18 protein-coding genes are annotated in these 23825 nt (G+C 66.4%); 9 read left to right on the top strand and 9 right to left on the bottom strand.

Annotation, left to right across the window (positions count from 1 at the left end; translation table 11 throughout):
- Positions 1-114 precede the first annotated feature (114 nt).
- A complete protein-coding gene (locus ACQPZ2_RS40505; protein ID WP_433523199.1) occupies positions 115-687 on the top strand; it encodes a hypothetical protein in 573 nt (190 codons plus the stop codon).
- Here ACQPZ2_RS40505 and ACQPZ2_RS40500 read toward each other — a convergent pair.
- The 5 genes from ACQPZ2_RS40500 to ACQPZ2_RS40480 form a co-directional block, all read right to left on the bottom strand.
- A complete protein-coding gene (locus ACQPZ2_RS40500; protein ID WP_433523198.1) occupies positions 677-3526 on the bottom strand; it encodes a hypothetical protein in 2850 nt (949 codons plus the stop codon). The two genes, ACQPZ2_RS40505 and ACQPZ2_RS40500, sit on opposite strands and share 11 nt — an antisense overlap.
- 169 nt (positions 3527-3695) lie before the next feature.
- Positions 3696-4439 (bottom strand): lysostaphin resistance A-like protein, encoded by a 744-nt coding sequence (locus ACQPZ2_RS40495; protein WP_433523197.1) that lies wholly within the window; start codon positions 4437-4439, stop codon positions 3696-3698.
- Between the two features lie 104 nt (positions 4440-4543).
- Complete coding sequence (locus ACQPZ2_RS40490; RefSeq protein WP_433523196.1) at positions 4544-5479, bottom strand: RluA family pseudouridine synthase; 936 nt, start codon at positions 5477-5479, stop codon at positions 4544-4546.
- A gap of 51 nt (positions 5480-5530) precedes the next feature.
- On the bottom strand, positions 5531-5983 hold the full coding sequence (locus ACQPZ2_RS40485; RefSeq protein ID WP_433523195.1) for a TIGR03667 family PPOX class F420-dependent oxidoreductase: 453 nt from the start codon (positions 5981-5983) through the stop codon (positions 5531-5533).
- 61 nt (positions 5984-6044) lie between these two features.
- Positions 6045-6239 carry a hypothetical protein gene (locus tag ACQPZ2_RS40480; RefSeq protein ID WP_387295093.1) on the bottom strand — a complete coding sequence of 65 codons (195 nt, stop codon included), beginning with the start codon at positions 6237-6239 and terminating at the stop codon, positions 6045-6047.
- A 618-nt stretch (positions 6240-6857) separates the two neighbouring features.
- On the opposite strand from ACQPZ2_RS40480, the gene ACQPZ2_RS40475 reads away from it, so the two are divergent.
- From ACQPZ2_RS40475 to ACQPZ2_RS40465, 3 genes are all read left to right on the top strand, one after another.
- Complete coding sequence (locus tag ACQPZ2_RS40475) at positions 6858-7844, top strand: sulfotransferase family protein (RefSeq protein WP_433523194.1); 987 nt, start codon at positions 6858-6860, stop codon at positions 7842-7844.
- A gap of 97 nt (positions 7845-7941) precedes the next feature.
- On the top strand, positions 7942-9771 hold the full coding sequence (locus ACQPZ2_RS40470) for an ABC transporter ATP-binding protein (RefSeq protein WP_433523193.1): 1830 nt from the start codon (positions 7942-7944) through the stop codon (positions 9769-9771).
- Positions 9768-11504: an ABC transporter ATP-binding protein gene (locus ACQPZ2_RS40465; protein WP_433523192.1), complete on the top strand. Its 1737-nt coding sequence runs from the start codon at positions 9768-9770 to the stop codon at positions 11502-11504. The genes ACQPZ2_RS40470 and ACQPZ2_RS40465 overlap by 4 nt, the downstream gene beginning before the upstream one ends.
- A 59-nt stretch (positions 11505-11563) precedes the next feature.
- Here the strand turns inward: ACQPZ2_RS40465 and ACQPZ2_RS40460 are convergent, their stop codons facing one another.
- The 4 genes from ACQPZ2_RS40460 to ACQPZ2_RS40445 form a co-directional block, all read right to left on the bottom strand.
- Positions 11564-13159 (bottom strand): RNA-guided endonuclease InsQ/TnpB family protein, encoded by a 1596-nt coding sequence (locus tag ACQPZ2_RS40460; RefSeq protein WP_433523191.1) that lies wholly within the window; start codon positions 13157-13159, stop codon positions 11564-11566.
- Complete coding sequence (locus tag ACQPZ2_RS40455; protein ID WP_433523190.1) at positions 13098-14477, bottom strand: alpha/beta hydrolase family protein; 1380 nt, start codon at positions 14475-14477, stop codon at positions 13098-13100. Before ACQPZ2_RS40455 ends, ACQPZ2_RS40460 begins: the two co-directional genes overlap by 62 nt.
- A 246-nt stretch (positions 14478-14723) precedes the next feature.
- On the bottom strand, positions 14724-15425 hold the full coding sequence (locus ACQPZ2_RS40450; RefSeq protein WP_433523189.1) for a siderophore-interacting protein: 702 nt from the start codon (positions 15423-15425) through the stop codon (positions 14724-14726).
- Between the two features lie 123 nt (positions 15426-15548).
- A complete protein-coding gene (locus ACQPZ2_RS40445; RefSeq protein ID WP_433523188.1) occupies positions 15549-16040 on the bottom strand; it encodes a hypothetical protein in 492 nt (163 codons plus the stop codon).
- Positions 16041-16182: 142 nt separating this feature from the next.
- On the opposite strand from ACQPZ2_RS40445, the gene ACQPZ2_RS40440 reads away from it, so the two are divergent.
- From ACQPZ2_RS40440 to nbtC, 5 genes are all read left to right on the top strand, one after another.
- Positions 16183-17469, top strand: a complete 1287-nt coding sequence (locus ACQPZ2_RS40440) for a SidA/IucD/PvdA family monooxygenase (RefSeq protein ID WP_433523187.1) — start codon at positions 16183-16185, stop codon at positions 17467-17469.
- Positions 17470-17510: 41 nt separating this feature from the next.
- Positions 17511-18446 carry a methionyl-tRNA formyltransferase gene (locus ACQPZ2_RS40435; RefSeq protein WP_433523186.1) on the top strand — a complete coding sequence of 312 codons (936 nt, stop codon included), beginning with the start codon at positions 17511-17513 and terminating at the stop codon, positions 18444-18446.
- Positions 18447-18632: 186 nt separating this feature from the next.
- Positions 18633-19424, top strand: coding sequence for a thioesterase II family protein (locus ACQPZ2_RS40430; RefSeq protein WP_433523185.1), 792 nt, complete (start codon positions 18633-18635; stop codon positions 19422-19424).
- A complete protein-coding gene (locus tag ACQPZ2_RS40425; protein ID WP_433523184.1) occupies positions 19421-20737 on the top strand; it encodes a polyketide synthase in 1317 nt (438 codons plus the stop codon). The genes ACQPZ2_RS40430 and ACQPZ2_RS40425 overlap by 4 nt, the downstream gene beginning before the upstream one ends.
- Complete coding sequence (gene nbtC, locus ACQPZ2_RS40420) at positions 20730-23825, top strand: nocobactin polyketide synthase NbtC (RefSeq protein WP_433523183.1); 3096 nt, start codon at positions 20730-20732, stop codon at positions 23823-23825. Before ACQPZ2_RS40425 ends, nbtC begins: the two co-directional genes overlap by 8 nt.

The raw sequence follows: 23825 nt of genomic DNA, 5'->3' as shown, positions 1-23825 counted from the left end.
CGTTGCCGCTGCCGGTTAGCACCGCTGCCGGTTAGCACCGTTGCCGTTGCCGCTGCTGCAGGTTAGCACCGTTGCCGTTGCCGTTGCCGTTGCCGCTGCTGCTGGTTAGCGCCGTTGCCGTTGCCGTTGCTACCCATTCGTTGCTGCTGCCGCTGCGTTGCTGACGGCCGCAGTGGCGCGGTATTCGTGAGTGGTAAGCACCGAACGCCGCTCTGCTGCTGGTGCAGCGTTGCTGCTGCTGTCGGGCTGTCGGGCTGTCGGTTGCCGTTGCCGTTGCCGTTCCCGCTGCTGTCGCTGTCGCCGCTGCTGCTGGTTAGCGCTGTTGCCGTTGCCGTTGCTACCCGTTCGTTGCTGCTGCTACCCGTTCGTTGCTGCTGCCGCTGCGTTGCTGACGGCCGCAGCGGCGCGGTATTCGTGAGTGGCAAGCACCGAATGCCGCTCTGCCGCTGCTGCTGGTGCAGCGTTGCTGCTGCCGCTGCTGCCGCTGCTGCCGCTGCTGCTGGTCAGCGTTGTTGCCGTTGCCGCTGGTACCCGTTCGCTGCTGCTGTCGGGCTGCTGGGCTGCCGGTTGCCGTTGCAGCTGCTGTCGCTGTCGCCGCTGCTGGTTAGCGCCGTTGCCGTTGCTGCTGCTACCCGTTCGCTGCTGCTGTCGCGCTGCTTGCAGTGGCGAGGTCTGGTTAGCTGCTGATTGCGTAGGGGCGGCGGACTCGGCGGGCGAATTCCAGGACTTGGGCGATGGCGGTGCGGGAGAGGCCGACTTCGGCGCCGATGCTGGTCGGGGTCCAGGATTGGTCGGCGAGCATGAGGATTTCGGCGAGTTGTTCCACGGGGATGACGGAGAGGCCGCGGCCCGCGATTGCGCGGGCGACCGACCATACCTCGATATCGTCGCTCTCGGAGCCGAGGTTCTCGGTCAGCAGGTCCTCGGCCGAAAGTGATTGCACGACTTCGCTGATCACCTCGCTGGTGGTGCGGCGAGGTGTCTCATCCGCAACGAGTTGCCTGACCTCGGCCTCGGATGCTGCGGTCTGATCCTCGTGATCGGCTGCGGAGTTGTCGGCGCTCGAAGTGCGGTGGCCCTCCATTGCTCGTGTGATGCGTTCGGCCGGGGTCGGTGCCGCGGAACCGCGGGTAGCACGCTGGGTTTCGGTGGGTGTGCTTGTGCGTGTGGGGGTTTCGGGGCGAGTGCTGGACTTCGCAGGATGGGCAGCGTCAGCTGGTGTGCCCGTGCCCGCAGCGGTTGCGGTGCGGAACACCGTGGCGCGATCGGTGTCGGTCGGTGCGCGGTCCCCGGCGTCCGCATTGGTCTGCGCGACGGATTCGACCGTTGCCGTATCGAAGATGCTCAGCTGCGACTGTGCTGCGGCCCGCCGCGGTTCCGCTTCTCCGACAACAGAAGTCGCGCTCGCACTCCGATTGGAACGCTCGGCGCGACCGGACGCTCTGGTCGTGGCATCGGGCTCAAAGCCTGCAGTCCCCGAGGCCGTGTGCTCGTCCGGAGCGCTGGCGTCGGCCGCCGTCGCGGTCCGGAGGTCGATATCCGTAGCAGGAACAGTTGCGTCGTCTGCGGCAGGCAAAGCCCCGCGATCGTCGGCCGCAGGTGCTGTACGGGGCTCGAAGCCGCTGGTATTGGAGGCCGTGTGCTCGTAGCGAGTGGAAGCAGTAGTCGCGGACGCGGTACGGACGTTGGCGGCGACAGGCGTGCGCTCATCGGTAGCAGTCGCCGAGGTCCGGGGATCGAGTCCTGCTGCGGCAGCAGTCGTGTGCTCGTCGCGGGTGCTGGCGGTACTCGGCGTAGCCGTCCGGGGAGCTGAGCCTGTGCCAGCGAAAGTTGTGCGCTCATCGGTAGCGTCCGCCAGCTCGGCCCGGGTATCGAAACCTGTTGTGGCAGTGAGAGTCATGCGCTGATCGGGAGCAGTCACCGCGGTCTGGGGATCGAGACCGGTTGCGGCAGTCGTGTGCTCATCGTGGGTGCCGAGCGCATTCGATACAGCTGCCCGGGGCGCGACACCCGCAGCAGCGAAAGTCGCGCGCTCATCGGCACCGGTCCGGGAGACGAATCCGTTCGCGGCAACGGCCGTGCGCTCGTCGCGGGTAGTGGCGGCACTCTGCGCTGCCGTCTGTGGCGCGAAGTCCGTGGCAGCGAAGGTCGCGCGCTCATCGGCAGCGGTCCCTGGCGCGTCCAGAGGCTCGAACCCGGCAAAGGTCGTGTCACGAGCATTCACTGGTGCAGTCACGGACTTACCCCGCGCGGTGGCATGCGCTGCGCGCTCGGCGCTCGCAGCGGTATCAGGTGTAATGCGCGGGTCGAGGTCCGACGCATGAAATGCGTTTTCGCCGAGGCGATTCGCGCCGGTTGCCGACGTATGGGCTGACGATGTTCCGTTGGCGTCGGTGAAGGGCCGCGCGGTGCCATGGATCGGATCCGTCGCACGCACCGTGTGACCGGGGCGGTAGTCGTCGCTCGGGATCTGTTGGGTGAGGCGGCCGTTGGTCGAGCGGGTGCTCTGCGCGTGGTACACGAGGGTTTCCGTGCAATCGAGGCGCGAGACGGGAACCGCGTCGGGTTGTGCGGCGCGCATCGCCGCTTCCGCGACATGGGGATCCATATCGACCGGGAAGCGGACACCGGCTTGGTCGAGCAGGGGATCGAAACCCTTGGCGGCGAGCAGTTCTCGACGGTCGGTGGGTTCATCGGCACGGAACGTATCGATGGGTGCGCCGCGCTCGGTGGTGACCCGGTGCCGGGGCGGCAGGTCGGGTTCGTCCTCGACCATCGGGACACCGTCGATGAGCAGGGCGTATCGCGCGGAGACCCAGGCGTGCAACCAGATGACGACGCCGACCATGACCGGTGCGATCGCGTATTCGGCGGCCTGGCCGAAGGATCCGGCGGCCAGGTGCGGGCCCGCGTTGAGCGCGATGGTCGTGCCGAGCAGCGCGGTCTCGAAGAAGACGACCTTGCCGCGGTCGAGTTCGCGGCCCCAGCGGGCGGCCGTCGTCGCGGCCACCATGATGGTGATGATCGGGATCGAGATCATCGCCTCGATCCCATAGCTCAACCAGTACAGGGGATCTGCCATATTCCCGCTGGGCACCAGGTTGTGCTGTACATTCACCCCGGCCCACACCATGCCGAGCACCACGACGGCGATCAATGCGCGCGAGGACCATTCGGCCCGCCGGTACAACTGGGCAAGGCGCGCATCCTGATTCGAGACCCGCCGCCGCGCCGCAAGTGCGCGCCGATGCCAGCGGGCATCCGCGTCATCGGCGCGCTGGATGGCCGACATGGTTCGCCGGTTGCGCTTCTCCGCCGTGAGTTCATCCTGGACGGCCCGTTTGCGCTGCCCCCGCCGCTGCGCCCGAACCCATTGCGCAAGTTCGCGTTCCGCATCGATCTCGTCATCCGATAATGCCTGTACCAGCGCCGCGTCATCCTGCAGCGGTAACCGCCCCCGCGCGTTCGCGACCCGCTCGGCCAATGCGGCGATCTCGGACCTACCGGTCGACTGTTTGTCGCGCATCGCGAGCCTTCCCAGGAGCAGGTGTCATACCGACGCAGACCTACATGCTCGAACATATGTGTGATCGCACCGAGATTAAACCGCTACCCGCCCGAGGTCAATGCTGCGCACCCCGAAAACTCGAACAAATGCGCGAATCGCGAGCTCCCCGGCTTGCGCGGAATTCGGGTCAGCTGAGGGTGGTGTGCCAGACGATGGCGGCGGCCAACGCGCCCGCGCCGTTTATCGACCAGTGCAGGGCGATAGGGGCCAGGAGGCTGCCGCTGCGGCGGCGCAGCCAGGTGAAGACGACGCCCGCGGCGGCGGTGGCGAGGACGGCGAGCAGGATGCCGATGATCTGACCGGCCGGGCCGCCGCCGATGAAGCCGGTCAGGCCGCGGTTGCTGGTGGTCAGGCCGAGGGAGGAGGCGATATGCCAGAGGCCGAACAGCAGGGAGCCCGTCGCGAAGACGCCGCGGACGCCGTACACGCGGTCGAGCGTGCCGTGCAGGACACCGCGGAAGGCCAGCTCTTCCGGAATCGCGGTCTGCAGCGGGATGACGATCATCGATGCGATGAGCGCGCCGGAAATGGTGGCGTAGCGGTCGGCGAGGAAGAACGGCCGGGTGATCGGCAGCAGCGCCCCGATCGCGACCACCGCGAGCACCAGGCCGACCGCGCCGAGCGCCCAGAGCGTGCTGCGTCGCCAGTGCCGTGGTGCGAGTCCGAGTTCGGACCAGCCGAGTCCACGTCGCCGCATGAGCCCGAGCAGCACCACGGCGGCGATCGGAACGGTGAGGATGCTCGCCCACGCGGTGGTGAAGTGGGCGATCAGATTCGTGCAGGCCAGGACGATCACCACAACGGCCACGTCGAGATAGGCGTGCAGTTTGTGGCGGGGCGGCGCCGCTTCGCCGAGGTCCTGTTGAAGCATCCGGCCCAGTCTACGGATGCCCGCAACTGGCGCGACGGGTTCGGCTTCAGGGGGTTGCGTGATCAACATGGTCGTACCTTGTTTCGCGCTACGCTCTGTCGGCGTTAATGCCGACCCCGCCAACCCTGCGGATCCGCCCATGCCTGCAGCGTCCGAGCACTGTCGAACCGGCGCGGTGCGCCGCTGACCGGGTCGGTGAATTCGAGTGATGTGGCCAGCAATTGCAGGGGCCGAGTGAAGTCGTGCACAGATTTGTCGGTGAGCACCGGATAGAAGTCGTCGCCGAGGATCGGAATGCCGAGTCCGTTCATATGCAACCGCAGCTGATGGGTGCGCCCGGTCAGCGGCCGCAGCCGATAGCGGCCGAGGCCCTCGCGCTGCTCGAGCAATTCGATCCAGGTCTCCGCATTGGGCTCACCCACCACCTCCTGCGCGGCGAGCACCTGCTTCTCCTTGATGATCCGGCTGCGCACCGTGCGCGGCAGCGTCAGCTCCGGATCGAAGGGGGCGATGGCCTCGTACTCCTTGCGCACCGTGCGCTTGTGGAACATCGTCTGATAGGCCCCGCGTCGGGCCGGATTGATCACGAAGAGCACCAGCCCCGCGGTGACGCGATCGAGCCGGTGCGCCGGAATGAGATCGGGTAGGTCGAGTTCGCGACGTAGCCGCACCAACGCTGTCTGCAGGATGTGCTGGCCGCGCGGAATCGTCGCCAGGAAGTGCGGCTTGTCCACCACGAGCAGATCGTCGTCGCGGTGGACGATCGGGATATCGAACGGAACTTCGGTCTCATCGGGTAGGTCGCGATGGAACCAGACCGCGCCGCCCGGTACATACGCCGCGTCCGGCGCGATCGGACCGGATAGATCGACGATCCCGCCCGCGTCCAGCAGCTCATCGATGCGCGCGGCGGGGACACGAGGCAGCCGATCCACCAGATGGTCGCGAATGGTCGCCCAATCGCCCTGCTCCGGTAGGCGGAGCCGGGCCGGATCCAGGCCGTGCCGCTTGGGCAACGGCGGCTGCTGCCTCCTTCTCATTACCGACGACCTTAGTCGGCCACGAATCCCCAGCTCACGGCCGGGTCGGGCTCAGAATCCGCGCAGCCGATCCGGGGTGACGCGCACCGTGACCGAGTAGTCGGCGTGGAACTGTTCCTCGGTCATCGAAAGCGAGGCGAGTCCGTCGGTGTATTTCTCGGTGAACGCGGCGACCTCCGCCGGTGCCGGCCCGGCTTCGTCGATTCGCGCGGTACCGGTGAGAATCACCACGTCGCCGCCGGTCGCGGTGCTGTTGAGATGCAGCGACACCCGAGAATTGCGGGCGATATTGCGCAGCTTCGGCCTATCGGCCTGGCTGAAGATCAGGAATTCACCGTCGCGCCATTGAAACCACACCGGATTCGGCTGTGGTGTTCCGCTGGGGCCGACGGTGGTCAGCCAGATGACATTCTCGCGTTCCAGGCGGTCGGCGACCCTGGCACCGAATGCGGTGCCGGTGTCGACGACGGGCGTGGCGGAGCGATCGGATTCGGTGGTGGTCATGATTCTGCCAACGCCGACAGCGTGCAGTCGATTCCGAGGCGGCGCAGTCGCGCCATTACGACTACGGCTCGGCGCGTTCGTCCAGCACCATCCGCCGGGACTCGACCAGCGTCTGCCGGGCGCGGCGGCGGACCTTGCAGCTGTCGACACTGCAATTCAGATGCACCTGCATCGCCCGGTGCGCCTGCCGCTCGGTCAAGGTGCCGGGATCACGGCGGCAATCGCCGATATTCGAAATAATTGTCGTGACAAACATTTTCACATCTCCAACCGCAGTCGCAATCTGTGCAGCTGCATAAGCTAGTAATGCTCGTGCACGAAAGTTGCTGGGATAGTGCGTCGTTCACACAAGCTTCCCCGGCGCGTCGAAGATGTGTTGCCAAGTGCGGTGAGAGAACCGGTCATTCGGTATTGAACAGCGGTTGGTGCCCGCAGCGCCGATCGGCCACCTCTCGCCACTGCTCGTGCCTGGGCATGGAAATCGTTGTCGGAGGCAAGATCTCACTGTGCGAGCTGCACATCGAACTCCTCGGCAAGTGTCCTACCCTGTGCGGCATTTCGGTCCGGTGAGCAGCGGCGGCCAGTGTGTGGCGGCGCATCCCCTTGTTGGCGGGTCTTGTGAAGTTGCCCAGATGGGATGCATTGTCGTCTGTGTATCGACAGCCGGGATTTCGGTGACGCCGGGATGAACTCGGCGCTAACGTGATCCGCAAATCGACTCCCGACGGGCAGCGGGATCGATTGGCAGGAGGTAACAACGTGAGTTTCCTCGAATTGCGTGTCAGTAGTCGGACGAACCATTCCTAGCGGTTGGTTCGGAAAGTAGATCGCCGCGTGCTCTGCGGCGAAGATCGTTGTGCGAGGGGATGTTCCGATGTCAACAGTGGTGGCGCCGTCGAGCGCGCAAGAGTACGCGTCCGATAGATACACGAAAGGGTTTGCGGTATTCGAAGAATGGCAACTGCACCGCTACAACCGGGAGAGCTATCTCGGGCGTCCGTTGCGCACCGCGCGGCTGGGAATTCGCTATCTCACGCTGCCGCATTATTTCGGCAGAGTGCCACCGATCCGGCTGTGGTTGCGGCGTTTCGGTGGGCCGCGCGTGCTGCCGGATTTCGCCTGCGTCGGCGCGCTGAAGTGTGGCACTACCGACCTGGCCAGCTACCTCATGCAGCATCCGAGCATCCTGGCGCCGCTCACCAAGGAGATCGGGCACGGCTGCCCGCACATGTGGGGTCCGTTCTTCCCGACGCAGCGGCAGAAGGCCGAGGTGATGCGATGTACCGGCCAGGCGCTCGCGGGCCATTTCGACCCACTGCTGCACGATCTTCCGTTGATCGACAACTACAGTGCGGCCCGACCCGACGCCAAGATCGTGATGATGTTGCGCGATCCGGTGGATCGCGCGTACTCGCATTACAAATGGGATCTGTTCCTCAGTAACAAGGACGGCCTGCGCGCCGTGCCGTACGGCCAGACCTTTGCCGACTACATCGGGTACGCGCTGGAGATGTTTCCCGCGCCGCCGCCACCGACCACGCTGCCCTCCATGCCGGTGCTCGGCACCGGTGTCTACGTCAATGCGGTGGCCCGCTGGCTCGAGGCGTTCGGCAAGGACAACGTCTACATCGTCACCGCCGAGGACTTCTTCGCCGATATCTCGAAGACGGTGTGCGGCATCCACGAATTCCTCGGACTGCCCGCCGTCGAGCCGGTCCGTCATCACGTCTTGAACCGCAATCCGCTCGAAGTCCCTGAGCCCGACGAGGGTTCGGTGGCCCGGCTGCGCGAGTTCTATCGCCCGTGGAACGAGAAGTTGTTCGATGTGATCGGGCGCGACCTCGGTTGGAACGACCACTAGATAACTTAGCCTAACCTACCCTCTCGGCCGATCTTGTGTGAAGATGGGTGCCGATTCCGGCGAGAGGCTCCACGAAGGAGCGAGAGGGGCGAGGCAGATGACGGTGGAGGAGACCGGAAACCGGCCGCCGAAGACGGTGCTGAAGGCGCGAAAGCAGCAGGAAGCGGCGGCGCGCAAGGAAATCCTTGCGCCCGTGCGCCGCACGCTGACGCTCGCGAGCATCATCGTGGCCATTGCCTCGGTCGGCACCGTCGTACCGTTCGTGCTGATCGTCGCGGCCTGCCGGGAACTGCTCGCCGACCGGGTGGATACCGATCGGGTGTGGCGACTGCTGCTGATCGCGGTGGTGGTGCTCGTCGCGCGCGGCCTGCTGCAGGCGGCGGCGCTGACCTGGTCGCATCTGGTCGATGCCGGATACCAGCTGACATTGCGCCGATTGTTGGCGGCCAAGCTGACCAGGGTGCCGCTCGGCTGGTTCGGTGAACGTTCCTCCGGCGAGGTGAAGAAGTATCTGCAGGACGATGTCGAGGCGCTGCACTACCTGGTCGCGCATGCGCGACTGGAGTTCGTCGGCGCACTCACCGTGCCGCTGGTCACCCTCGGCTACCTGGTCAGCGTCGACTGGCGACTCACACTGGCACTGCTGATTCCGCTGATCGCCTATATGGTGCTGTTCAGCCGGATGATGGATCAGGACGGCCGCGATCGCATGGCGGTCTATACCCGCTGGGAGCGCCGCACCCAGGACGCCACCATCGAATTCGTCGACGGCATCCAGGTGGTGCGGGCGTTCGGTCAAGCGGGCAAGGCGCACACCGTGTTTCAGGAGGCGGTGGACGGACAAGCCGACAGCCTGAATCGGTTGAAGATGCCGATCATTCGGATCCAGTCGGCCTCCGACATCGTGGTCACGCCGGTCTTCGTAATGCTGGTCGTGGTAATCGCCGGACTCGCCGCGGTGGGATCGGATTGGGTCGCCCCGCTGGATGTATTGCCGTTCTTGCTCGTCGGCCTCGGGCTCGGCAGTGCGCTGCTCGGTCTCGGATACGGAACTCAGGCGCTGCGGGCCGCCGGTGCGGCCGCGGTGCGCCTGCACGAACTGCAGCAGACACCCGAATTGACTGTGCCCGACGCGATATCGGCTCCCGATCCGGCGGCCGCGGGTGTGGTGCGGTTCGAGGCCGTGAGTTTCGGATATCGCTCGGATCACCAAGTGCTGCGCGAGATCGACCTCGAGCTGCGGCCGGGCACCATTACCGCGCTCGTCGGGCCGAGCGGGTCGGGCAAGTCGACGCTCGCGAAGCTCCTGCCGCGCTTCTACGACGTCAGGGCCGGGCGGATCACCATCGCGGGCCGCGATATTCGCGACTTCTCGACCGAGGAGCTCTATCGCACCGTCGGATTCGTCTTCCAGGATGTGCGCTTGATCCGCGGCAGCATTCGCGAGAATCTGCGGCTGGCTCGAGCCGAGGCCGATGACGCCGCACTGGAGCAGGCGGCACGGGCGGCCCAGATCCACGCACGCATCCTGGCGCTGCCGCGTGGCTACGACTCCGAGATCGGCGTCGACGCCACGCTGTCGGGTGGTGAGGCGCAACGACTCTCGATCGCCCGCGCGCTGCTCGCCGATACTCCGGTGCTGGTCCTCGACGAGGCGACCGCCTTCGCGGATCCGGAGTCCGAGGCCGCGGTGCAGGATGCGCTCGCGGTACTGGTCGCGGGCCGGACCGTGCTCGTGATCGCGCATCGGCTGCACACCGTCACCGGTGTCGATCGGATTCTGGTGCTGGAGAACGGGTCCCTGGTCGAGCAGGGTGATCACGCCGCTCTGCGCGAGGCGGGCGGTACCTATCAGCGACTCTGGGAAATCAACGAGGCGGCTCTGGGCGCGCTCGCGCTGGTCGAAAATGTCGAGGTGACACGATGATTCGCAAGGTGCTCGGGCTGATTCCGGCGGAATTCGCCCACCTGACGCCGAAACTGTTGGCGGCCATCATCGCTCAGGCGCTGAGTCAGGCGGCGGCGTATCTGCTGCTGGTGCCGGTGCTGGAGGCGTTGTTCGACAACGAGCTCGGTCGCGCCTGGTTCTGGGCGCTGTGGATGCTGGTCGCGGTCGCCGGGGTCGTCGTGTTCGGATATCTGCAGGCCGTACTCGGTCTGCGCATCGGCGTCGGCATGCAGCGCGGGCTGCAGACCAGGCTCGGTGATCATCTGAATGCGCTGCCGCTCGGCTGGTTCGAGACGCACAGTGCCGGGCCGCTGTCGCGGATCGTGGTCGAGAATGTGCGTGAGATCCAGGGCCTGATCGCGTATCTGCTGACCAAGGTGCTCACCAGCATTGTGGTTCCGCTGGGTGTCGCGCTCGGCATGCTGTTCATCGATTGGCGGATCTCGCTCGCCATGTTGCTCGCCGCGCCGGTGCTGTTCGTGGTCAACGGTCTGGCCGATCGCGCTTACACCCGCTCCGATGCGCGGATGCACGAGACGGCGGCCGAAGCCGATTCGCGCGTGGTCGAATTCGCGCAGGCGCAGCCGGTGCTGCGCGCCTTCGGTGCGGTGGGGCCGGGCAACCGGGCGCTCGACACTGCCCTGGCGCGGCAGCGCTCAGCGATCACCCGATTGATGTTCGCCTCGGTGCCCGGGCTGATCGTTTTCGCGCTGTTCGTGCAGGCAGTGTTCCTGGTGCTGGTCTACATTGCGGTGGGCCGGGTTACCGACGGCGCCGTTTCGGCGGCGGCCGCTGTCGCGCTCATCGCGGTGAGCTCTCGGTTCATCGAACCGCTGAATCAGGCCGCGCAGCTGGGCAATGCGTTGCGGTCGGCCGCGGCAGCCGCCGACCGGGTCACCGGACTGCTCGCCGAACCCGTACTGCCCGAGGCGAAGTCGTCGGTGACACCGGGTGTGCCGTCCGTCGTCTTCGACAGTGTCTCCTTCGGCTACCGGCCGGATGAGCCCGTGCTGTCGGAGCTGAGTTTCGCGGTGCCCGCCGGGACCACCACCGCGATCGTCGGGCCGAGCGGCGCGGGCAAGACGACACTGCTGCGGCTCGCGGCGCGGTTCTACGATGTCGAGGCGGGCCGGGTCGTGGTCGGTGAGCACGATGTGCGCGAACAACCGTCGGAGACGCTGTTGGATCAGCTCTCGCTCGTCTTCCAGAACGTCTACCTGTTCAATCAGTCGGTGGCGGACAACATTCGGATCGGCCGCCCCGATGCCACCGACACCGAACTGCGACGTGCGGCCGAGGCGGCCAGGGTGGACGAAATCATCGAACGGCTGCCCGACGGCTACGACACCGCGGTCGGCGAGGGCGGTGCGACACTGTCCGGTGGTGAGCGGCAACGGGTTTCGATTGCCCGCGCGCTGCTAAAGGATGCGCCGATCGTGCTGCTCGACGAGGCGACCAGCGCGTTGGATCCGCACAGCGAGGCCGTCGTGGTGCGCGGGGTGCACGAACTCACCAGGGATAAAACGGTAATCGTCGTCGCGCATCGGCTGGCCACCATCGCGCATGCCGATCAGATCCTGTTCCTCGATGGTGGCCGGATCGTCGAACGCGGTACGCACGCGGAACTTCTGGCGCTCGACGGCCGGTATGCCGACTTCTGGAACGAGCGGTCGCGGGCCACCGGATGGCGGTTGGAGCCCGCACCGGTCTAACAGCGTGTCTGAAAACCCTTGTGGGTCTTCGGGCACCGCCCTTCTCGGGCGTCGTCGGTTCACGCCACGAAGGTGTGAACGTCGGTTCCCGCGTCGTCCGGGATGGTTTCACCAGCACCCGTAGGGTGCTGGTCAGCGCCTTCCCGTCGGCGGGCATTGGTGACCCGGCCCCCTGCTTGGGGGGCCGGGGATCGAGGAGAGTCTTCATACTGGATCGTCGGCCAGGCGGCGAGGTTGACCGCCGCGTTGTGGTCGCGGTCGGCGCGGAACCCGCACCCGCAGGCGAACACTCGATCCGACAGGGCCAGTTCGGTGTTTACGGTCTCGCACTTCGAGCAGCGTTTACTCGACGCATACCAGCGGTCGGCGGTGACCACGGTGCCGCCGCGCCAGGATTGCTTGTAGTGCAAGAGCCGCGCGAAGTCGGCCCATCCGGCGTCACCGATCGCGCGTGCCAGGCGCCGATTGTGGAGCATGCCCGCCACGTGTAGGTCTTCGAGGACGAGCCGGTCGTGGGTTTTGACCAGCCTGTTGGTGGCCTGATGCAGAAAATGACGGCGAATGGCAGCGATTCGGTGGTGGTGGCGCGCCAGGCGGGCGGCGGCGGTTTGACTGTTGCGGGATCCTTTCTGTTTGCGGGACAACGCTTTCGCCAGCCGCCGCTGCTTGTGTAGCCCGGTGGCCAGGGGTTTGGGTGGGGCGTCGATGCGGGCTACTTCGGCACCGTCGGCGGTGGCGGCGACCAGAAACGCCGACAACCCACGATCGAGTCCCACCCAGCCACCGTCACCGTCATCGTCGGCTGCGCGCGGCGGGTGGTGGCAGGCGGGATGCAGGTCGGCGGCCTCGGTCACGATGCTGATCTGCCAGCGACCCGCCCGGAATGTGATGGTGGCGGACAAAATCTTCGCCCGGCTTTTCGCGAGCATGCGCCGCAGGCTGCGAGTGTCCTCGCGCACCCGCAGCATCCCGATACCGGGCAGGGTGATCGAGCGTGCGATGTTGTTTTCGCCGACGCGGATCGCCGCACGACCGGTCTTGGATAGTTTGTTGCGGAGCCGAAACGACGGGGTGGTGGTGTGTTTTTTCTTGATCCGGGGGAATCCGACGCGCCTGCCTTTGCGTTTGCCGGTGCGGGAGTCGGAGAATGCGGTCAGGGCGCGCCCGCAGTCGACGGCGGCTTCTTCGAACACCTGTTGGCACACCTCGGTGCGCCAGGCAAGCCCGGTCACCTCGACGTCGGCGACGCCCGCCGCGTTGACGGCGATCACGCGCCCGGCGGCTTCGGTTTTCTTCCATGTATTGAAGGCGTTGATCAGGCTGTATCCGGTCCACGGGACCGAATGGTCGGGATCGGTTTTCCTTTGGGTGAGAGCGGTTTTGACGAAGTCCAGGGATTTGTTGAACGCGAACCGGGCCGCTCCGGCGTGGCGTGCGAGCACGGCTTGCTGCTCGACGGTGGGGTCGAGGCAATACCGGAAGGAGGTGTGGCGGCTCATCACCGGTGAGTGTGACATGAGCCACCGACAATAACGGGCGACTCCGGTGACCGGCGGTGTCACGCGAATCCGATCCCGAGTTCTCAGATGCGCTCTAAGGGATGGGACCGCCGCGGATATTCGGGTGACCGGCCGCCGCTGCCTGGATGTCCCCACCCTGGAGGAATGCGACCAAAATATCGTTGGCCGCACGCTGGGAATCCACCGGTCCGCGCTCACCGCCGATGAATCGGGCGACGGCGAACCGCGCGGGCGCGGCGAGGAACAGCGGGACATCGGTGAAGTCGAAGTGATTGGCCTCGGCGATTTCATAGCGGAATCCGGCCGCCTGGAGATGCTGGATGAGGTCGCGGTTGCGCTCCAGGTACTGCGCGGAATGACCAGTCTCCGAGTGATCGCTCTCCAGCAACAGGAACGGCTGTTTCAGCGTGGGCAGATCCCCGTACAGCGTGCCGTCGATATTCGCCACCGCCTTGATCCGGGGCTCTTCGGCCGCGGCGGCGACCGCGCTCGTGCCGCCGAACGAATGTCCGATCGCCGCAATGTGATCGGTATCGAGGCGTCCCGAGAGTGCGCCGATGGCGTCGGGCCGGTCCAGTTGATCGAGCACGAAACACAGGTCGCCCCTGCGGACTTGGAGGTGTTCGGTCATATACCGCTCGCCGTCCGCATCGTTCTCGGGAAAGTCATCGGTCGCCGTCGCGACGCCGCCGTCTGCGAGTTCGGTGACCGCCACCTCGTACGGATGGTCGATGGCGAGTACGACGAAGCCACGGCTGGCGAGATCGGCCACGAGTCCGGTGTAGAACGCGCGCGGCGCGCCATATCCCGGTGAGAACAGCACCACCGGCCAGCGTGCGCGTTCCGCGCTGATCGGCACGTCGGCGTAGGCGTGGGTATCGATACGCCCGTAGCTGTGCATGACGAAACCCGGAATCTGCGTCACTCGGCCGGGCAGCCGGGCCTGCCCGTCGATATAGACCCACTGCCGCGCCGACTCGACGTCCGTCGGATACCACGCCTGCACAATGACATTGCGTCGATCAGCTGTGGAATCAGTTGACGTTTCCGGTCGCTGCTCATCGATCCAGCGAAAGATCTCCGAGCCGATGCGGTATCGGCCGGTCGGCTCGGGCAGTGTCGGGACCGGCGGAATACTCCACGGCAGAATCGCGAGTGCGGCGAGTAGACCGACGGCCACGGGTGCGAGGACGGTGAGAACTCGACGCTTACGCGTCGGCTCACCTTGCGTCCGGCGCGATCGGCTGGCGACGAGCACTGTCGCGGCCACGATCGCCAGGTAGCACGGCACCATCTGCCAGTAGAAATCTTCCAGCACGAACTGGATCAGGCAGCCGAATAGCAACAGCGGCAACGCAACCGGCAGCGCATAGGCGACCCGCCTGGGAAACACCGCCGCGGCCATCGCGAAAAGGATGGCGGCAGCGGACACGACTGCATCAATGACCGACATTGCCCGCTCGCTTCTGTGCCACCGACATCCGGAAGCCATTCGACCATCAGCATCCCGCATCGCCCGGTGCCGACACGTCGCCCCAAAGTCGCACCCAGTTCATCCCGAAGTATGATCGGGCCTCCGCCCGCATGCTGCGCACCTTATCGCTGCCGATCGGAGTCGATAGGTGGCTGGTACGGGGATCAGGAACGACTATTTGACTACCCTCGGCGAATACGCACGGCTCGGTGCGGGCCGCGGGGGTTATTTCCAGTAAGCGCGGTATTTGATAGCGGTTTTCGGCAGATCGTGGGTGGTTTTGAGCGCCTTGACGATCGACCGCGTGGTGTGGCCGTCACACGCGACCCAGGCGAAAGCGTCCTTCGGGCACTCCATTTCGTTGGCTTGCTCGCGCAGCAGCCGGCCGTTGTCGATCCGCTGCACCCATTTCACCTGGTGGTGCGGCTTATTGCGGACCGGGAGCCCGGTGTCGGATTCGTATTGCCATTCCAGCCAGACCCGGGCAGGCACATCGCCGATCGCGTCGAGCAGCGAGTTGACGGCGGGCAGCGACGCGGTATCCCCGAAGATGACGAACTCGCTCGGGAGTGGTTCGGGCAGTTGGAAATCCGAGCCGAGCACTGAGACATCGATCTGGTCGCCGACGGCCGCCTTTTGCGCCCACATCGAGGCGGGCCCGTGGTGCACCGCGAATTCGATCGAGAATTTGTTCCCGTCCGGATCGGGGTCGACCAGCGTGTAGCCCCGCTGATGCTCGCGCTCACCGTTCGGAATCCACAGCCGCACCCACTGCGTCGGATGCACCGGATGATCGGCGAGCAGTCCGCCCGCGTCGAATCCGAGCCGCATGTATTTATCGCTGATGTACTCGGTCGAGGTCACCGTGAGCCGGTAATCCTCGGCGCGCCACGCCTTCAGCATCAACCCTTCGAAACCTCTACCCATGCAGCTAAGGTTAGCCTAAACACACTCTGATGTCGTGGGGTGTTCGGTGAAACTACTCCGAATGGCCGTGCGGCCCCGAGGCGGTGATCTGCCTCGGGGCCAACTCGCGTGTGTCGCAGGCGATTACAAGTTGCAGGGCACCATCGCGACGCTCGCGATGGTGCATTCGGCCTCGCGGGTCAGCTTCCAGGTGCCGTCGATCTGCTTCCAGGACAGGTCGAAGTACCAGGGGTCCCAGCCGTCGATGGCCGTGGTCAGCTGGGCGGTGAGCAGATCGCCGGAAACATTGACCGGGCCGAGCACGTCCCAGCGGAAGCTCGGCGGCGCCGAGGCCATGACGCTGCCGACCTGGTCGACCAGGCTGAGACCGGCCTCGCCCGCCTCGAGTTCGGCCGCGCGGGCGGAGCGCGAAGCGCCGGTGTTCAGCACCAGTTGCAGCTTTGCCTTCAACTCGCCGAGGCCGGGAGTGGCGGTCCGCATCGGCGCGCCGATGGGCGCGGCGGTGGCCGGGGCCACGGTGGCGACGGTGCCGAATGCGCCGATAACGGCGGCCGCGGTGAGCGAGAACGCCGCGGTGGCAAGGCGCGCCACCTGCCTATTTCTGGTGCTGAGCATCGGATCATCCAATCGTTCGTTTGCCGGGAGGTGCCGGTCCGAGGACTGGCACTACAGTGCAATATAAGGTAAGCCTATGCAAAGCTGAAAGTCGGAAGTTAGGTGACCCTGGCTACCGCACCAGATCGAACGCAGGAGAACCGTGGACACACTATTGGTGGTCGGCGCCGGGCCGAAAGCCCTTGCGGTGGCGGCAAAAGCGCACGTCCTGCGGAAATTGGGGCTCGCGGCCCCGCGCGTGATCGTCATCGAGGCGCATGCCGTCGGCGGCAACTGGCTGCCGAGCGGTGGTTGGACCGACGGGCAGCATCGGCTCGGTACCAGTCCGGAAAAGGACATCGGGTTCCCCTACCGCTCGACTTGGGCGCGCGGGCACAACCGGGCCATCGACGAGGCGATGATGGCCTACAGCTGGACCTCGTTCCTGGTCGAGCACGGCACCTACGCCGAATGGATCGACCGCGGCCGACCGAGCCCGCACCACCACGTCTGGGCCAAATACCTGCAGTGGGTGGCGCGTGCGATCGATCTCGAATTGGTCCTCGGAACAGTGGATTCGGTCGCGGCGGCGGCTGACGGCTGGCTGGTCTCGGTGACCGATGCGGACGGTGTGATCACCCAGATCGACACGGACGCGCTGATGATCACCGGTCCTGGCCACAGCGGTCGGGCTCTGGCCGAACACCCCCGGGTGCTCAGCATCGCCGAATTCTGGGATCTGGCGGGCAAACGCGCGCTGCCGGTCTCCTCGCGCGTCGCGGTGATCGGCGGCGGCGAGACCGCCGGTTCGGCCCTGGACGAGTTGGTCCGCCACGACATGCTGACCATCTCGGTGATCACGCCCAAAGCCACCATCTACACCCGCGGCGAAAGTTATTTCGAAAACGCGCTTTTCAGCGATCCGACCAAGTGGAACGCGCTGAGCATGGACGAGCGCCGCGATGTCATCCGGCGCACCGACCGCGGTGTGTTCTCGGTTCGCGTGCAGGAGAGCGTGATCGGCGACAACCGCGTGCATCACCTGCAGGGGCGGGTCGTGCGGGTCGCCGAACAGGGCGACGGCGTGGCGGTGACGCTGCGCAACGATCGTCGCCCGGATCTGGTGCAGACCTTCGATCTGGTGGTCGACGCGACTGGCGGGCAGCCGCTGTGGTTCCTGGAGCTCTTCGATTCCGATGCCGCTGACCTGCTGGAACTCGCCGTCGGCGGTCCGCTGACCCAGCCCAGGCTGGAGGCCGCGATCGGCTACGACCTGGCGGTCTCCGGACTGGACGCGAAGCTCTATCTGCCGAATATGGCGGCCATCGCCCAGGGGCCCGGGTTCCCGAATCTCAGCTGCCTCGGCGAACTTTCGGATCGGGTCTTGCGTACCGCCCCGGCGCGTCAGGTCGTCGGTGCGCGGCGGGGTGCGGCCGCCCGGCTGGGCTGATTCGGCCCGGATATCCCCAAATACATCTACGTGAGGTTTTCATGCGCATCGTCTCGTTCGGCTTCCAGACCTGGGGCCGCAAAACGCTACAGGCACTGATCGATTCGGAGCACGAGGTCGTGCTCGCGGTCACCCATCCGGCCAGTGCGGACTCCTACAAGGGAATCTGGTCGGATTCGGTCGAGGACCTCGCCCGCGAGCACGCCATCCCGGTGCATCTGACCGAACGGGCCGATGCCGAAACCATCGACCTGGTGAAGCGGGCCGAACCGGACGTCATCGTGGTGAACAGTTGGTACACCTGGATGCCCGCCGAGCTCTACAACCTGCCCCCGCACGGCACCCTGAATCTGCACGATTCGCTGCTGCCCAAGTTCACCGGCTTCTCCCCGGTGCTGTGGGCGCTGATCAGCGGCGAGTCCGAGACGGGCCTGACCGTGCATCGGATGGACGAGGGCTTGGACACCGGCGACATCCTGGTGCGGCGCGCATTGCCCATCGGACCCACCGATACCGGCACCGAATTGGTATTGCGCGGTATGGAACTCATTCCCGGCGCGCTGCAGGAAGCGCTGCACGCCCTGGAATCCGGTACCGCGCAATGGAAGCCGCAGCGCAAATCCGAGCGCACCTACTTCCACAAGCGTTCCGAGCGGGACAGCCGCATCGACTGGACCTGGTCCGCCGTCGATCTCGAGCGTTTCGTGCGCGCGCTGTCCGAGCCGTATCCGCGTGCGTACACCTACTACCGCGGTGAGCGGATCGAGGTGCTCGAGGCGGTGGTCTCCGAGGCGCGCTACGGCGGCACGCCCGGTCGGGTGATCGTGCAGGAGGGCGGCGGCGCGGTGGTGTGTGGCACCGAGGCGCATCGCGGGCGCAACCGCGGCCTGGTGCTCACCCGGATTCGCACTGCGGACGGTACCGAGCATTCGGCCGCGGAATTCTTCACGCGCGGTGGCTATCTCACCGACCAGTGAGGCGGCGCCGGGAGGTCGGGCCGAATCAGTAGACTTGTTAGGGTAGGCTACGCTAATATCGAGCGACCGTTCAGAAGTAACCAGACAGTGCAGCGTGCCGGGGGGTGTTGTACACCGCCGATCGAATGACGCTGCCTGGCGCGACCATTGCGCCGGGACGTCCGGCGGAAGCGCAGGAGTCAAGAAATGCCAGCAAATCTCGGATGGATCCGGCAATTCCACCAGCCCCGCTCCACCGCTAGCGACTGCTCGCAGGTCGCTCGAAACGGCACAGCGCGCCCGCCATTGTTGATCTGCCCGCATGCGGGCAGCGGTGCGTCCACCTATCGAGCGTTCTCGAAGGTGCTCAGCGAGCACTTCAATGTGCTGATCTTCCAGTACCCGGGTCGTCAGGACCGGGCCCGCGAGGCGGCGCTCGCCACGCTTCCCGAACTGGCCGCCGGTGCGTTCGCGGAATTCCGGACCTCCGAACACAATCGCGGCCTGCCGCTGACGGTCTTCGGCCACAGCATGGGCGCGATGGTGGCCTTCGAACTGGTGCGCAATGCCGAAGCGGCCGGACTCGAGGTGCGACTGCTCGCCCCATCCGCCGCGGTTTCGCCGGGCCGGGCCGTCGACCTGCCGCCGCATCCGACCGAGGACGAGCAGATCCTCGACCACCTCGGCGCGCTGGAGGGCACCGGCGCCGATGTGCTCGGTAGCCGCGAGCTCATGCGGATGGCGCTGCCGGTGGTGAAGGCCGACTACCGCGCGTTCGATTCCTATACCTGCCCGGTGGATGTCCAGGTGCAGGCCAAGATTCACGTGCTCGGCGGTGCCGAGGACACTTTCATCACGCCGCGTGAGCTGTACGGCTGGTCCAATCACAGCGCACAGGAGATCGACGTCACGATCTTCGACGGCGGGCACTTCTATCTGAACGACAATGCCGCCGGTATCGCGGAGCTGCTCGCGCCCGAACTGGATCGCGTCGGATGAGTACCGAAATGGATCCGATCGTCATCTCCGGCATGGCCGTCGAGGCGCCGGGCGGTATCGAGACGCTGCCCGACTTCTGGTCGGCGCTGGCCGAAGCGCGCGAACTCATCGGACCGTTCCCACGCAACCGGGAGTGGCCGATCGAGGAGTTGCTCGCGCTGCACCGCACCGAAGGCTGGAGCCGGGTCGCCGATGCCGGTGGGTTCCTCTCGGAGGCAACCGAATTCGATCCGATGTTCTTCGGTATCACCCCGCGCGAAGCCATTTCGATGGATCCGCAGCAGCGGGTCGCGCTGCGGGTGGCCTGGCGGGCACTGGAGAATGCGGGCATCAATCCGGGCGCACTGGGCGGCGCCGAGGTCGGCTGCTTCATGGGCGCGTCCATCAATGAATACGGGCCGCAGTCCGGTGTGGTCACCGAGTACTCCGGATACCGCGCCACCGGGACCGCGCTCGGCGCGGTGGCGGGCCGGATCTCGCACAGTCTTGGACTGATCGGGCCGTCGCTGACCACCGATACCGCGTGCGCATCGTCGCTGACCGCATTGCACCTGGCTGCCAACGCCGTGCGTGCCGGTGAATGTGACTGGGCGCTGGCCGGTGGCGTCTGTGTCATGGGCTCGCCCGCGGCGTTTTTCGAGTTCTCCAAGAACAACGCACTCGCCGTCGACGGACACTGTCGCTCCTATGCCGCCGATGCGACCGGCACGCTATGGGGTGAGGGCGCCGGTGTAGTCGTTGTGGAACATGAGTCGCGCGCACGCGAACTCGGCCATCGGATCTATGGCCGCGTGCTCGCCACCCGGGTCAATCACAACGGCAAGGGCGCGCCGCTCGCGGTACCCAGCGCGACGGCGCAGCAGCGACTGATCGAGAAGACCTTGGCGGCGGCCGGAATTCGGCCGGACGACATCGGCCTGATCGAGGGGCACGGCACCGGGACGCCAGTCGGCGACCCGCTCGAGCTCACCGCCCTCGCACAGACCTACGGCGGTGTCGACCGCGGCACCGACGGTCCGCGACTCGGCTCGGTGAAGTCGAATATGGGCCACGCACAGGCCGCCTCGGGGGTGCTCGGCCTGATCAAGGTGCTGCTGAGCGGCGCGAACGGTCAGATCGCACCGAGCCTCTACGCGGACAACCCGACCACCGAGGTGGATTGGGACGCCACCAGCCTGCGGCTGGCCACGAAACTCGAACCCTGGGACCCGATCGGCGGCGTCCGCTACGGCGCCGTCTCCTCGTTCGGCGTCGCAGGCACCAATGCGCACGCGATCTTGGCCATGCCCGTGCTGGAGGATATCGATGCCTGACTACCGACTACCGGACGGCACCGTCCCGGTACTGCTGTCTTCCGATACGGCGGACGGACTGCGCGGCGAGGCGGCCGCGATCCTGGGATATCTGGAGCGGCATCCCGGCGTGACCCCGGATCGCGTGGCGGACATGCTGTTTCGCACCCGGGTCGCGCGCCGCCGTCGGGCGCTCGCGATGGTCGACAACCGCGACGGCTTGCTCGATGCGTTGCGAGCGATCGTCGCGGGCGCCGAGCATCCGGCGGTCGTGGTGACCGATGGCGTCGCCACCGCACGCGGCATCGGATTCGTCTTTCCCGGACAGGGCAGTCAGCGGCCGGGCATGGGCAAACTCTTCTACGAGATCTCCCCGGCGTTCCGTCGCGCGGTCGACGACTGCACCGCGATCTTCGAGGAGCGCTTCGGGCACCGCGAGCCGCTGCACTATCTGCTCGGCGACGAGGGACAGTTCGAGGATCACGTGCGGGTGCTCCAACCTGCGTTGATGTTCCAGATGTACGCCTTCGCCGCCATGTGGCGCGCGGCCGGTGTCGAGCCCGCCGCGACCATCGGACACAGCCAGGGCGAGCTGGCCGCCGGTGCGGTCTCCGGAGTCATGACGCTGCGGGATTCGGTGCTCGCGGTGACACATCGGGCCTTGGCCGTCGATCAGCTTTCACCGCGCGGCTATTCGATGGCGGTGCTGGGGATGGACCGCGACCAGTGCGAGGCGCTGCTGGCCAGGCACTCCGGCTGGGCCGAGCTCTCGGTGGTCAATTCGGCGCATATCCTGGCCATTTCGGGTGACCGCGAGACCATCGTCGATATGGTGGCGACCGCGACCGCGCGCGGTCAGTTCGCCAGGGAGATCCGCGTCGCGTATCCGGCGCACACCTCGGTGGTCAGCGAGTACCGGGAGGGACTTGAAGCGGCGCTCGGCGACGAAATGAGCGGCCCGAACTTCGTCGCGACCGAAATCCCTTGCTATGGTGCGACACTCGGCACCACCATCACGCCCGACCTGCGGCACGACCAGTACTGGTATTGGAATCTGCGCAACCGGGTGCGGTTCGATCGGGCGATCACGGCGGCCACCGCCGACGTCGACACCTTCGTCGAGATGTCGGAACATCCGATGCTGCAGTTGGCCATTCAGGAGAACCTGAGCACGGTGCGGCCGGACCCCGCCCGCCCGCAGCAGGAATTCCAGGTGATCGGCACCTCGCTGCGCACTGCAGTGGGACTCGGCGAGTTCACCCGCAATCTGGCGACCGTCGCGGTGCACGACCTCAATTATCGATGGGATGCGCTGCGGGTCGAATCCGATTCGGACACAGCGCGTTTACCGCTGCGGGACTTCCCTAACACGGTGCTCGATCCGCAGCGCCTGTGGGCTCACTACCGGACCGAGACTTCCACGCCGGTGGCCCCCGAGCACACCGCGAACCGGCTGGCGGAGCACTGGGTGCGGCTCGAGCGTCGCTCGCTGGTTTCGCCGCGCACAATGCTCGTCGTCGACCACACCGGGCAGTGCGCCGAACTCGCGGCGGCGCTGTGCACCGCCGCCTTCAACCACGGTGGTGGTGCGACCGTTTACGATCCGGACCAGCCCGCTGACACCGCCGACTACGACTCGATCGTCGTGCTGCTGCCCGAGTTGCCGGATCTGGACGGGCCCGCCGCGGTCGCGGAACTGGCGCGGTTCTATGACGCGCGCTGGCTGCCCACGCTCGACGCCACGGTCGCCGACTGCTGGCTGGTGACCATCGGCGGTGAAGCCGCGGTCGCCGACGACCCGGCACCGCATCTGTTCCACGGCGCGGTCTCCGCCGGATTCCGCTGCATCGGACTGGAAAATATCGGCACCGCCTTCCGGCACCTCGATCTCGACGCCGCCGATGCGGGGCAGGCCGCCAAGATCGTGCGCGCACTGCATGCCAAGGACGAACCGCAGTTGGCACTGCGCGCGAGCGGGCTCTATGCCAAGCGGCTCGAGGTAGAACTCGAACCGTCGGCCGGAGCTCAGGACGATGCGGAACTCGAGCACGTCGTCATCGTCGGCGGGACCGGCACGCTCGGACTGAAGTTCGCCGAGTACTTCGCCGGTCGTGGCGCGCGGCGGATCACGCTGCTCAGCCGGTCCGGCGAAACCGATTCCGTCGCAGGCCGTTTGCGGGTCGTCCGACAGATCGGCACCGCCGATGTCGCGGTTGTCGCGTGCGATGTCAGCGACGAAGCCAGCGTGCGTGAGCTCGCCGTCGCACTGGCCGACACACCGGCGACCATGCTGGTGCACGCCGCGGTGAACTATGTGCGCGCCGAACTCGCCGATGTGACCGCCGAGAAGCTGTTCGAGATGGCGGCATCGAAGATCATCGGCACCGGCCATCTGCTGCGGCTGTTGCCGCTGGCCACGGATGCGCGGATCGTCATCTGCTCGTCCGCGGCAGCCACCTTCGGTGGTCGCGGGCAGATTCTCTACGCCACCGTCAACCGCATGCTCGACGTGCTGGCCACGCGCCTGCGTGCGGCGGGCACGAATGCCGTTGCGATGCAATGGGGTATCTGGGATCTCGAAGGGCCACTGCACGCGGTCGGCGTGGACCGGATCGCCGCCGCGGGCGGCCAGTCCATGGACCCGCGCGACGCACTCGCCGTCGGCTTCACCGAGCACGCCGAAATCGGACGGCCCGGCAATCGCATTGTGATGGCGGCCGATTGGTCGCAGTTGAACGACATCATCTCGGCGGTCGGCTGGGGTCCGCTGCTCGCCGATGTGCTCGCGCGAGTGGAACCGGCCCCGCCTCGGGTCGACCCCGTCGTTGTCGCTCCCGCCGTCGTGGCCGTACCGGAGGCGGTCGTGCCGTCCGCCGGTTCACTGTCCGACCGGGTCCGCGTCGAACTCGGCAAGGTGATGGGCGCCGACGGGCTCGACGCCATCGACAGCTCGGTGCCGCTGGTAGCCCTCGGCCTGGATTCACTGCAGGCATTGGACTTCCGCAAGCGGGTGCAGGCCGAACTGAACCGCGATCTTCCGGTGGCGGCCATTCTGGGCGGCGCGTCGTTGGACGACGTCGTGCGCCTGATGGCCGACAGCAACGTCTAG

The organism is Nocardia pseudovaccinii (genome assembly GCF_050942345.1).
GTDB classification, from domain to species: Bacteria; Actinomycetota; Actinomycetes; order Mycobacteriales; family Mycobacteriaceae; genus Nocardia; species Nocardia pseudovaccinii.
This window is presented reverse-complemented; position numbering and strand designations above follow the sequence as displayed.